11 protein-coding genes are annotated in these 12457 nt (G+C 52.3%); 5 read left to right on the forward strand and 6 right to left on the reverse strand.

Translation table 11 applies throughout. From position 1 onward, the window contains the following. Nucleotides 1-22 precede the first annotated feature (22 nt). Entirely contained in the window at nucleotides 23-2878 is a 2856-nt protein-coding gene (locus tag NST84_RS11420) for a glycosyl hydrolase 115 family protein (protein ID WP_342565685.1), read from the forward strand. Here NST84_RS11420 and NST84_RS11425 read toward each other — a convergent pair. Beyond that, the gene (locus tag NST84_RS11425; protein WP_342565686.1) at nucleotides 2844-3623 is read right to left on the reverse strand and encodes a helix-turn-helix domain-containing protein; all 780 of its coding nucleotides are present in this window, start codon (nucleotides 3621-3623) and stop codon (nucleotides 2844-2846) included. The genes NST84_RS11420 and NST84_RS11425 overlap by 35 nt on opposite strands. Nucleotides 3624-3659: 36 nt before the next feature. Continuing rightward, nucleotides 3660-4763: an endospore germination permease gene (locus NST84_RS11430; RefSeq protein WP_342565687.1), complete on the reverse strand. Its 1104-nt coding sequence runs from the start codon at nucleotides 4761-4763 to the stop codon at nucleotides 3660-3662. 164 nt (nucleotides 4764-4927) lie between these two features. Here NST84_RS11430 and NST84_RS11435 point away from each other — a divergent pair, with 164 nt between their 5' ends. From NST84_RS11435 to NST84_RS11445, 3 genes are read left to right on the forward strand one after another with little or no spacing between them, the layout of a single operon-like run. Next, a complete protein-coding gene (locus NST84_RS11435; RefSeq protein WP_342565688.1) occupies nucleotides 4928-6442 on the forward strand; it encodes a spore germination protein in 1515 nt (504 codons plus the stop codon). After that, nucleotides 6439-7647, forward strand: coding sequence for a Ger(x)C family spore germination protein (locus NST84_RS11440; protein WP_342565689.1), 1209 nt, complete (start codon nucleotides 6439-6441; stop codon nucleotides 7645-7647). The genes NST84_RS11435 and NST84_RS11440 overlap by 4 nt, the downstream gene beginning before the upstream one ends. A gap of 7 nt (nucleotides 7648-7654) precedes the next feature. Next, nucleotides 7655-7888: a hypothetical protein gene (locus NST84_RS11445; protein ID WP_342565690.1), complete on the forward strand. Its 234-nt coding sequence runs from the start codon at nucleotides 7655-7657 to the stop codon at nucleotides 7886-7888. Between the two features lie 90 nt (nucleotides 7889-7978). On the opposite strand, the gene NST84_RS11450 is transcribed toward NST84_RS11445, so the two are convergent. Next, nucleotides 7979-8212, reverse strand: coding sequence for a ferredoxin (locus tag NST84_RS11450; RefSeq protein WP_342565691.1), 234 nt, complete (start codon nucleotides 8210-8212; stop codon nucleotides 7979-7981). Nucleotides 8213-8549: 337 nt separating this feature from the next. Between NST84_RS11450 and NST84_RS11455 the strand changes: the two genes are divergently transcribed. Continuing rightward, a complete protein-coding gene (locus NST84_RS11455; protein WP_342565692.1) occupies nucleotides 8550-9461 on the forward strand; it encodes a hypothetical protein in 912 nt (303 codons plus the stop codon). A 104-nt stretch (nucleotides 9462-9565) separates the two neighbouring features. Here the strand turns inward: NST84_RS11455 and thiD are convergent, their stop codons facing one another. From thiD to NST84_RS11470, 3 genes are all read right to left on the reverse strand, one after another. Beyond that, nucleotides 9566-10378 (reverse strand): bifunctional hydroxymethylpyrimidine kinase/phosphomethylpyrimidine kinase, encoded by an 813-nt coding sequence (gene thiD, locus NST84_RS11460; protein ID WP_342565693.1) that lies wholly within the window; start codon nucleotides 10376-10378, stop codon nucleotides 9566-9568. A 154-nt stretch (nucleotides 10379-10532) separates the two neighbouring features. Further along, entirely contained in the window at nucleotides 10533-11891 is a 1359-nt protein-coding gene (locus tag NST84_RS11465; protein WP_342565694.1) for a DUF4850 domain-containing protein, read from the reverse strand. After that, complete coding sequence (locus tag NST84_RS11470; RefSeq protein ID WP_342565695.1) at nucleotides 11888-12424, reverse strand: RNA polymerase sigma factor; 537 nt, start codon at nucleotides 12422-12424, stop codon at nucleotides 11888-11890. Before NST84_RS11470 ends, NST84_RS11465 begins: the two co-directional genes overlap by 4 nt. Nucleotides 12425-12457: the final 33 nt, after the last annotated feature.

The following is a 12457-nucleotide window of genomic DNA, read 5'->3' on the forward strand; positions in this document are numbered from 1 at the left end:
GACACGGAAGGAAGAGGAATCAATGATTGTTGTGGAGCGGGGAACAGCTGCAGGAATATATCTGGACACAGCAGCAGAATACGATGGAGGCTTGCGCCGGGTTGCAGAATCTTTTGCCGCCGATATAGAGCTGATAACAGATACCAAACCGGAAATAGTCGCTGAGCGAGAGCAGCTGGGCAGTACAGCCATTGTGATCGGAACCGCTGGCAGAAGCCGGCTGCTGGATGAGTGGATTGCTGCGGGGAAGGTGGATGTAACCGCCATCCGGGGAAAACGGGAATGCTACAGAATTCAGCGGATTGAACATCCGTGTGACGGAGTGCAGCAGGCACTGGTCATTGCGGGCAGCGACAAACGGGGGACCATCTACGGGACCTATGCTGTCTCTGAAATGATGGGAGTAAGCCCGTGGGTTTATTTTGCCGATGTCATGCCCGAGAAAAGAACATTGCTCGATCTGCCGGACTCTCAGCTGGATGTTAGCTCCAAAGAGCCGTCAGTCAAATACCGGGGGATATTTCTGAATGATGACTGGCCTTCCCTCGGTTCCTGGGTAACGGGGGCGTTCGGGGATTTCAACGAAGCTTTTTATGAAAGGATTTTTGAGCTGATTCTCAGGCTGAAGGGCAATTATCTCTGGCCGGCTATGTGGAGCGCAGAATTCAGTGTTAACGGCAAACGTCATCCGCTTGCTAATGCAGAGCTTGCCAGAGAGTATGGAATCATCATGGGCACCTCGCATCACGAGCCCCTGTTCCGGGCAGGCAGTGAATGGCAGAGGGTGTACAGGGATTACGGGACAAGCAATCTGTGGGATTTTTCCAGGAACCGGGAGGCGATTACGGCTTTCTGGGAGGACGGAATTAAGCGTAATAGAGAGTATCCGAACCTGATTACACTGGGCATGCGCGGAGAAAGTGATTCAGAGCTGGAAGGCAGCGACCGCTACAATATTGAACTGCTGAAGGAAATAATCCTCACGCAAAAGGAACTGCTAAAGCGTTACGGGCTTGAGCAGGCGCCGCAGGTTCTCGCCGTCTATAAAGAGGTGGAGAAATACTGGTACGGCACAGCTGATACGGAGGGACTGAAGGTCTGGGAGGTTCTTAATGATGTGACCATTCTGCTGTCGGACGATAACTTCGGCAATCTCCGCAAAATTCCGGCGGGACAGGAGCAGCAGCGCAGCGCCGGCTGGGGGATGTACTATCATCTGGATTATCACGGCGGACCGCATTCCTACGAATGGGTGAATACAACGCCGCTGGAGAAGGTCTGGGAGCAGATGAGTATGGCTTATGATTACGGGATCCGGGATATCTGGATTGTTAATGTCGGGGACCTGAAGCCGATGGAGCTGCCCATATCTTACTTTTTGGATTTAGCCTATGATTTCGATGCCTGGGGAACGGCCGCGATGAACAAGACAAAAGAATATACAGAGCGATGGGTGCGGCAGCAGTTCGGCCATGCGGCAGATGAAGCGGCTGTGCACGGAATTACCGGGATACTGGCAGATTACACAAGAATGAACGGTCGCCGCAAGCCGGAAATTATCCGGCCGGATACCTTCAGTGTCGTGCATTACAATGAGGCGCAGCGGGTGCTGCACCAGGCAGGTAAGCTTGCGGAGAGCGCTGAGCACTTTAGAAGGCTTATCCCGGAGCAGCTGCAGGATGCTTATTTCCAGCTTGTTTATTTTCCGGCTGCGGCATCAGCTAACGTCCTGCAAATGCAATTGTATGCCGGGCTTAGCCGTCTCTATGCAGAGCGGGGCAGTGTTCTTGCAAATACGTATGCAGAGCTGTCTGCCGAAGCCATTGAACGGGACAAGCGGCTGGAAGAGACGTATAACAACGGAATTTCCGGCGGAAAATGGCGGGGCATGATGAGCTCGGCGCATGTCGGCTACGTTAATTGGGATGCAGAAGGGTGGAGTTATCCGCAGGCAGCGTATACTGTTCCGGTAAATGGACCGCTCATGATCGTCGATGTGCAGGGCACGGAGCAAGGATATACTTCAGGTACAGCGGCTCTGCCGGTGTTTACGAATCTGCTGAGGGAGACATATACCGTCACGGTCAGCAACGGCGGAGACACGGGCTTTGCCTATGAAGCAGCGGCCAGTGCCGACTGGATCAGGCTGGACCCTCGCAGCGGCTGGTCAGAGACGGGAGAGACAATCACCGTATCCGTTGACTGGGATAAGGTGCAGGGTACATGCAGCGGCGATATTGTTATTAGCGGAGCCGAAGGCACGGTTACGGTTCGTGCAGAGATAGACTGGATTGAGCTGAGCGGGGTACCGCCTATGACTTTTGTCGAGACGCATGAGATTGTTTCTATTGAGGCGGAGCATACCGTTCATCGCGCCCCGGCGGACGGAGTAGAATGGAAGACTATCAGCAGTTATGGAAGAACCTTATCCTCGGTCAAAATGTACCCGGACACTGTCTCCTTCAGTGAACCGGCGCGATCGCCTTACCTGGAGTACCGGGTATTCATCCGTCAGGGCGGCGAATACAGCCTTACAGCCTACGTAGCACCGACGAATCATCTCTCGCCGGTCAGCGGCTTGAAGTATGCAGCAGGCTTTGAAGGTCAAAAGCCTGTTATCGCCGATGCGCTGCCCCCGGACTTTGAGGGCGGCAATCATGATAACGGGCCCTGGTGCCGGGCGGTAATGGATAACATCCATATTACCGTCACTCCCCACACCTTATCTGCAGGTATCCATACCTTGCGTTTCTATGGACTGGACGCAGGGCTGGTGCTGCAGAAGCTGGTGCTGTCCGCCGGTCCGCTGCCGTATTCTTATCTCGGGCCGGAGGAAAGCTATCTCACTTCAGCAGAGCTGACGGAGGATAGCCCTTGATCTGCTTGAATACATTGCTGAAATAGGCGGCGTCCCGGTAGCCGCAATGGGCTGCGACTTCGGATACATTGAAGCCGCCTGCTGACAGCAGCATCTCGGCGTTATTAACCCGCACCCGGTTGATGTACTCCTTTAAAGCGACTCCGGTGTTCTGCTTGAACAGCTTGCCCATGTATTCCGGATTCAGCCCGGCCGGTGCGGCCAAGTCGCCGATTGTGATTTCATCTGCGTAGTGATCCATAATATAAGCGGCCGCTTTTTGAATCCGGGGATCAATGAGCGGTGCCTGCTGATGGTTAGCGATGCTCAGCAGCCTGTAGATAATCTGCTGAAAGACGGCTCTAGCCTTCATCCGGTAGAGCGGCTGCTTGGCCATCCAGACATGGGAGAATTCCCGGATATCGTCCAAGACCTCCTTGGTCCGCCAGTTACGGGTCACCGTCTCAAAAGGAAGCTGCACTTCATTGCTCCCGCCCAGCCAGAAAAAGTTGAAGGCGAAGGAGTGCATCGGCGCTTCCCTGAAGGTGTGAGCCTCGCGGATACTGCCAGCCGGAGCATACAGCATATCACCGGCTTCTAGGGTGTAATTCACCCCGTTGATCGAATAAACTGCTCTGCCGCCTATAATAAAAGTGAGATCATGAAAATCAATTGTGTTCCGGCCGATGCTCCAGCCTTCAAAGCATCTGCGGTCAACAAACAGAAAAACATCCGGCACCAGCTGCTCATACTGATTAATATCCATGCTTGACTGAGCCTCCTCCGGATCAATCATAGCGCCTCATGACCCCCGGGACAAGCGTTTCCGCACCTTATTGACGCTAAGCATGATTACCGGGAGGACGAAGGCATAGGTGAAATTCCAGTCTACCCAGTAGGCTGGAATTTCTTTTACATAGAAGATAATATTTTTGGCAATCAGCTGTGAGAGCCCGTAGAGCAGGAAGGCTGTTGGAAAGATGAGCGGACGGTAGCTTTTCAGCTTTAAGAATTGGGCAGCCCCTAGTACAAAGGCATAATAAAACAATACGGTTTTAAAGTAGGTACTAATAATCCAGGCGGTAGCCATAATAGCTTCGATCCGCTGCAGGAAGTTTGCAATGTTGATTTTCCGGGCCAGAATATAGGCCGCATAGAAGTCATGCTCGGAGAAATAAACGCCCAATACAGTGAGTGAAAGAATCAGAATAATGTTAAGGGCGATCGCTCCCGCAAAGATGGAGATGAAGATGTCCCGGTTAAATTTGTCCGATTTTTGGACATAGGGGTAGATCATCAGAAATACACACATCTCCCCGAACGGGTAAAAGACACCGAACATTACCGAATGAACCATATCGGAAACCGGTGTATTAAGTATGGGCTGCAGTCGCTCAAGACGAATCTGCGGAAGCAGCAGGACCATCAGGCAGATCAGGAAAAAGACAAACAGCGGGAAAAAAATTTGGGATGCCCTCCCGAGCGTTTCCAGACCCAGACGCAGTCCGTAAACCAGCACAAAGATCGCCATAATTCTGATGACTCCGCCCGGCGTTCCCTCATAGATCTGTGTGCAAAGGAAATCTTCAATTTCTCGGATGTAAGTAGAGCCAGCCAGCAGATAAAAAAACAGATAGTAAAGTCCGACAGCTCCGCCAAGCCATTTGCCCAGAACCTGCCGGCTGAGCTCAATAATCGTTTTATCCGGATTGATATTGGCTAAGGATACCATCAGGAAAATCGTTCCGATCCCCAGCGGCAGACTGATCAGTCCGGTGATCCAGGCATCCTGGTGAGCGGTGGAAGCCATAACGGCAGGGTAGACCAGCGCCATATCCCCGATAAAAGCAAACAGACCAAGTACTATCATCTGAGCTGAGCTGATCCTGTCTTTTTCAAGCGTCATAATGTCTCCCCTGCCTCCGCTCCAAACGGATATCCTTGTCGATTTTGGCTTAGTATGGCTTATTCGGCCCATTTTATGTTAGCGCAGGAGGTTTTCTGCTAAGGAATAATTATCAAGATCTGAATTAAACTATACGGCAGACAGGTGAAGAGGGAGGCAGCATGATGAGAGAAAAGCACGAGGAGGCCTTATCCAGCCGCCTGGATGACAACCACCAGCAGCTTAGGGAGCTGCTTGGATCAAGCACGGATCTGGTAAGCAAAGAGCTGCTTCTTGGAGAGAAAACACGCATCTTTATATTTTATATAGACGGACTGGTGGATACAGGGCTGCTGCATAATTCGATTCTATACTCCCTACAGGGAAACAGGGTGCCGGATATGCTAGAGGGTCTTAATCCGGATAAGACTGTTGAGCTGCTGAGACAACGTATTCTGATGGCGGGCGATCTGACGGTCGTTAATCAACGGGATCAATTTGTCCATGATCTGATGTCCGGCAGTGTGATGCTGATGGTTGACGGCACCGCCAATGCGCTGCGGATCGGCCTTCCCGGCTGGGAGGACAGGGCAGTAAGTGAGCCGAGCTCACAAACGGTGGTACGGGGTCCGATGGAGGGCTTCACCGAGAACCTGCGGACCAACACGGCACTGCTCCGCCGCAAAATCAAAGACAGTCATTTGTGGCTGGAAACCCTGCAGATTGGCAGGGTAACGCAAACCAGCGTATCTCTCATGTATTTAAACAATATTGCCAATGACGAGCTGGTACAGGAGGTAAAGCGGCGTCTGGACAAAATTGACACCGATAGCATACTGGAGAGCGGGTATATAGAAGAATTTATCCAGGATACGGCGAAGACCCCTTTTCCTACAGTGTATAACAGTGACCGGCCGGATACGATCGCCGCGGGCATTCTTGAAGGGAAAGTCGCCATACTGATTGATGGAACACCTTTTGTGCTGCTCGCCCCGACGACGTTTGTCTCTTTTTTTCAATCGGCTGAGGATTATTACCAGCGGGCGGATATTTCGACCTTACTGCGGTTTATCCGGTTTCTGGCGTTTTTTCTGACCCTTCTGGCTCCGGCCTTTTACGTGGCGATTACAACCTACCATCAGGAGATGATTCCGACCAATCTGGTCATCAGCCTTGCCGCCCAGCGGGAGAATGTCCCGTTTCCGGCCTTTATTGAGGCGCTGCTGATGGAGCTGACTTATGAAATCCTGCGAGAGGCCGGGGTGAGAATTCCCAAAAATATCGGCCAGGCCATTTCGATTGTCGGAACGCTGGTAATCGGGCAGGCGGCGGTTGCAGCAGGCTTCATCTCTGCCGCAATGGTCATTATCGTATCCATAACTGCAATCTCAAGCTTTGTTATCCCGGAGGCCGGAATGTCCATTGCTGCACGGATTATCCGCTTTGCTCTGATCGGCCTGGCCGGATTTATCGGCTTATATGGCGTTCTGTGCGGGGTATTCGTGATTGTACTGCATTTAGCGAGCCTGCGTTCCTTCGGAATTCCGTATATGAGCCCTCTCGGTCCGTACCGGGCAGCGGATATAAAGGATTCCATCTTCCGGTTTCCATGGCCGTATCTCCGAACCAGGCCCAAAGAGAATTTAACCAAAAATTTCTACCGTCAGGGACCGGCGGGGCAAAGGAAGGATAAATCATGAGCCGGGCTGTCCGCAGAACCGTTAACGCGTTGCTTCCTTTGCTGCTGATGTCCATGCTGCTGAGCGGATGCTGGGAGAGGAAGGAGCTGAACGAGCTGGCATTTGTTCTAGCTCTGGGGATAGATAAGGCAGATGACGGATTCAAAATAACAATGCAGGTCGTGATTCCCTCAGCGATCTCCTCCCAGAGCGGCGGCGGAGTCCCTGTAGCTTCTTACAGCTTTACCGCATCAACCATATATGAAGCGCTGCGCAAATTTAATATGACCGTCTCACGCTCAGCCTATATGGGCCATATCCGGGTGCTGGTTATTGGGGAGCCGCTTGCCCGGGAAGGGGTTGGACCGACGCTGGATGTGCTTAAGCGAAGCCGGGAGCCGCGGATGGATTTCTACGTCATGGTGGCAAAAGGGGGGACCGCAGAGGAAGCGCTGAACGTCCTGAGTGCACTGGATAAGGTTCCGGCCAATAAACTGTTTAATGCCTTGGACAAGTCCTACAAAATTTCGGCCAGGACGGTTGCCGTTACATTGGACAGATTCATAGAAGATCTGCTCTATCAGGGTAAAAATCCCGTATTGACCGGGGTAGAGGTTATAGGTGATCCTGAAGCAGGCGGTGCTAAAGCCAATACGGAGCGTACCAATCCAAAAACCAAGTTGCGGTACGAGAGCGTTGCCGTATTTAAAAAGGACAAGATGCTTGGCTGGCTGAGTGACGCGGAGGTGGCCGGGTACAATTACATTACGAATAATGTGAAAAAGAATACGGGGCATGTTAAGGGGAATGTAGACAGTTTTGTTGTGATCGAAGCCCTAAGTTCCACAACCCGAAGGAAAGTCAGATTCATTGATGGAGAACCGCATATCTATCTAGATATTGAAGCCATTAGCAATGTCGAGGAGGTGACGGGCAAGGAACGGCTGGATGCGGAGCAGGATATTCTGGAGCTGGAAAAAAAGGCTGAGGAGCTGATCATCAGGAGGATGAAACTTTCTGTCGAACAAATTAATGAACGCTTCAACGTCGATATATTCGGCTTCGGAAAATCTATTTATGAGGCAAACCCCAAAGCCTGGGCGAAGCTGCAGGAGCAGAGCGGCGGTAACTACCTGAAGAGCCTTCCTGTTCATTACAAGGCTAAAGTCATCATTAACCGGATCGGGGCGATTGATAACTCGTTCGTAGATCAGATAGGGGAGTGAAACAGAGATGCTGCTTGTTCTTATGTGCCTGGTCATCGCCGTGCCCTGTATTGCAGCCGACCTGCCTTTACTTAAAGGCAGGCGCAAACGCCGCGACCAGGTTGTGTATATGCTGCTATGGGCGGCCGGGATCGCTTCGTCCATATGCGCGCTGCTGCGGGTGAACCTTCCAAGTCCGCTGCTGCTTCTCATCATGATCTATAAACCGTTCAACGATATGGTTTCTGTGTGGATACAATAAAGGGATAACCTGGAAACGGAGGGCAGCAATCCGGCTTCACGGGTAGCTGCCCTGCTGCTGTTTATTTAAAAGAGGGTACAGGGTATTCTGTCAGGCGAAAGGGGCATCCGAGCGCTGGATGCACTGGGTCGGACAGCTGTCTATTGCGTCCTGCAGCTCCTCCTGCAGCTCCTCAGCAATGGCAGTAACTCCGCGGTTGCCGTCCCCTGCAAAAATAACAGAAGCAATTCCGCTGTCATCCAGATCAAAAATATCCGGAGCCGCCGAATTGCAGGCACCGCATGCGATGCATTCCTCCTGATTAACGCTGGCGAATGTGAACATTTTCTCAAGCCTCCTTATGACTTGTAAAGACAAATTAATGTTTTGCCTAGTGGGATGTATATGTAATAAAGCGCTTTATATGTCTGGAGATATCGGAAACTTGCATCTGTGACGTTTCTTTTGTGGGCTTCAGGCAGCTAGGAGCTTTAATAGAGCGGGCCCTGACAACAGCATGGAATTTCTGGTTATGGAACGTTTTCTATGTTGAAGAGCAGCACAACGGTTTCAAGAAGAAAACCAGCCCGGGGCTAAACTGGAGTATTGGGGCCAATGTCTGCTAAAATAGAGTTATCATCATTATGAAGTTGGCATTATACATACTAAAGGAGAAATGAATGTGAATGAGAAGCTGAAGCAGGCCTATGAACGGTTAGGTTTATCTGAAAACGTATCCAAGGAAGAGATCAATAAACGCTTCGACCTGCTGATTAAACGCCGGAAATCGAAAGCTGCGGATGAGGAGCGCTCGGCGCCGGAGGAGGATTTTCAGGCGTTCAAGTTCATTCTGGACAGTCTGGACAAGCAGGAGATTGACGAAGCCGAGCAGCAGCGTCTGGCCAAATACGGAAAGCTTTCAGGTGCCGCGAGCAAATGGGAACGGTTCTTCCGCCTTTATAGAACGCATGTTATTGTATCGGTGATTGCAGTCATTGTGCTTGCCGTTGCCGGGAATGCCATCTATAACAACTGGCAGCACAGAAAGTATCTTGCTTCCCTGCCGCCGCTGGATGCCAAGATCATGCTCCTGGGCAATTTCGGCGTGCAGGACCCTGACGGCCAGACAGATGAGCTGGATGCGGCGATTGTTGCACTGTATCCGGAATGGAAGCGGGTGGAGACCAACCTGGTTTATCTGCCGAGAACCGGTGAAGGCGCTGATTCGTTCGATATGAACTATATGCAAAAAGCGGTCGTGGAGCTGGCAGCGAACCATCCTGATATTATTATCCTGGATGAAGCCACTCTGGAATGGATCGGCGGGCAGGACGGCTTCCAGGATCTGAAGGCCATCGTAGAAAGCGGGAGTCTGGACAAGGATGATCCGCGCCTGAAGTGGGGCACTAATCCGGATAGCGGGCAGGAAGAGCTGTATGGCGTGGATATTACAGATTCCGCCTTTGTTGCCGCATTGCCGGTTAACAAGGCTGAAGATGAGAATATGATCATCGGTGTCCTCGGTGTTGATGAAGCCAAGGACAAGGCCATTCCGTTTATTGAGCATATTGCCGGCGGGACGGCTGCTCAGTAAGCAAACGCAGGACATTACATTATGCAGAAAAAACCGTGTGCCCACGATTGGGTACACGGTTTTTTTGGCAGAACAATAAGCTCTCGTTCCAGTCCGGGCTTGTCCTATTTCTCCAGACGGTAGCCGCCGTGGAATACAGGGCCGACATACTGGTTAAAGGCATAACCGCTGCGGATAGCGGCAGTGACGAAGTCTTTTGCCTTGGATACTGCTTCATGTACAGTCAGGCCGTTAGCCAGACCGCCGGTGATAGCAGCAGCGAATGTGCAGCCTGCGCCGTGGTTGTATGCCGGCTCAATCTTTGCCGTTTCGAGCACAGTGAAATCTGTACCGTCAAAGAAAACATCGATTGCCAGATCGCCGCCCAGCGCCTTGCCGCCTTTTACAACGACATTTTTGGTGCCCAGCTTGTGGATCAGGCGTGCTGCTTCTTTCATATCTTCAAGGGTTGTAAGCTTGCCCAGTCCGGACAGTACGCCTGCTTCGAACAGGTTAGGCGTAGCTACAGTTGCCAGCGGCAGGAGCAGATCGCGGATCGCATTGGCGCTTTCCGGATTCAATACTTCATCTTCGCCTTTGCAGACCATAACAGGGTCTATAACTACATTTGTCTGCAGGTTGTCCTTGATTGCTTTTTCAGCGACATGGACGATTTCGACACTGCCCAGCATACCTGTCTTCATAGCGTCAACAGGACCGCCCGCAAAGACGGTTTTAAGCTGCTCGGCCACAATAGCGGCATCCACCGGGTACACATTGTGGTGCCATCCGTTATCCGGGTCCATTGTAACGATAGTAGTTAATGCGCTGAAGCCGTAAGTACCGTATTCCTCAAAGGTTTTGAGATCAGCCTGGATGCCTGCGCCACCGCTGGAGTCACTACCGGCTATAGTTAGGGTTTTAACAATTTTTGACAAGGCGAACGTCTCCTTCTTGTATATAAAGTTCTGAAGCACTGATTCTGGGCGAATCAATTTTACACACTACGACATTATATCAAAAAACACCGCTATCGTCGCCAAAAAAGCGCAGCACTATTTTTGAGTACTGCGCCCGGCTGTATCTTATTGTCTATTCACTGCTGTTGAATCCGGCCAGGGCCGTCTTTATCGCCTTGTCGTATTTGAAGCCGCCTTCGCCGCCCGGCCCCATCCAATACACAACCAGGAAGTTGCCGCCCCTGAAAACATGGGGATATATCCGGGCTCCGCCGTCATAGGTAGTGCGGTTAATCTCCAGCTTCAGCGCCTCAAGCCCGTCGGCACATGCTTCCGCACTTTCATAAGTATAGATCGACAGACGGTCGGAAATCGTCAGCGGCCCTTCATAATCGATAAGCTGCTCAGCAGGCCATACACCGGCCAGCTCTTTGTTGAACATATGCTCTTCACCGGAGCCTACAAAGGTCAGCCGGAGGCCTTGCTGCTCAAGGGCGGCTAACAGGTCACTGGTTGCATCCGGACTGGCCCCTGACAGAATCAGCGCTCCGTGATTGGCTGCAAAAAAGCCCATGATGTTCTCCAATATATCATTTTTGGAAGTATTGGAGGAGTGGCTGAGCTCCAGCCTGCGGAAGACATACCCCCAGCTTCCTTCTTCATAGTAAGCCGCCCCGTCTGCCTGCAGCCCGTCCTGGTCCGGCTGCAGGGCATAGCGTGCTGTACGTGCAGCCGCCCCTTTCGTACCCAGTACCTGCTGCTTAGTGAATTCCAGCGGCACGTAGACAGGAAAGCCCTGAACCTCGGCCCAGCCTGCTTGTTCCGGAAAATACAGCCCGATATCGCCAACCGCACAGCCCTGGCAGCTCCAGTTGGTATCAGAGTAGGCCAGCGTCTGTGACGGATCGGACGGGTCCAGGAAGGTTACGCCATAGGAGCCGTTGGCGCCGATAACCGCAGATGCTTCCCAGCCGGCAGGCGAGAGCAGCAGATAGCTTTCTTTGCCGTCTGACCCGTAGACCAGCGTCGCCTGCAGCAGGCCTGCCATCCCGGCAGAGAGCGGGAAAGTCATTTCCGGCAGGGGAGGAACCGGATTTTCCACTGACGGGAAGCCGTTATCCACACTGGGACGGGCAAGCACAGTAACAAGCGGTAGCCGTACCGTTCCGCCGGCGGTGTCTGCCGATGGGAAGGACAGTGTGGCCGCCGGTGTGTTAGCTGATCCGGCGTCCCCGGAATTTTCCCCGTCAGCAATTGAGCCGTGATCCGGCAAGGCCGGTAGACTGCTGAAGCTGGCGCTGCTATAGCCGATCACCACTATCAGCATAAGCAGTGGCAGCAAGGCAGCAGCATAGGTCCAGCCGTGCAGCTTCCGGGCTGGCGGATTGTCCAGGCGCTCATTCACATTCTGCTGCAGCTGTCCGGTGAAATGCTTCCCGGTGAACGGCTTTTCCTTAAGCTGCTGCTCCCAGTCCTGCGGTAATTTACTCATAAGCGGTTCAGCTCCTTATCCCAGCATTCACTTGCTTTATGCCGTGCCCGGCGCAGTCTCGACTTGGCAGCTGACAGGCTGATGTTAAGGGTATGGGCCAGCTCTTCCATAGACATTTCATAATGGGCATGCAGCATCAGAATTTCACGGTATTTCCGGGGCAGCCGGAGAACCAGCTGCCAGATTTCACTGCTTAGTGATTCATCCATTACGGCATCCTCAGCGGACTGCTCTGTACGAGCGGAATCCGGCTCCGCCTGTAACGTTACCCGTTTCATGAAGCTGCTGCTGCGGTACGTGTACCAGCGGTTGCGGGTAATCCGCAGCAGCCAGGTTTTTACCGAAGCTTCGCCCCGGAAAGCATGCATATATTTATAAGCCCGGATGAAGGTCTCCTGCGCGATATCGTCGGCAGCACTGCTGCTGCGCGACAGGAAGAAGGCATAATTCCAGACATCCTCACCATAGGTTTCCATCAGTGTTTTTAATGCGCCAGCGCTCATCGTGGCGACTTCATTCCGCTCCATTGACATGCCTTGCCCCCCAGTCTCTATAACATTGACCCT

This window comes from Paenibacillus sp. FSL R7-0345 (assembly GCF_038595055.1).
Lineage (GTDB): Bacteria > Bacillota > Bacilli > Paenibacillales > Paenibacillaceae > Paenibacillus_AQ.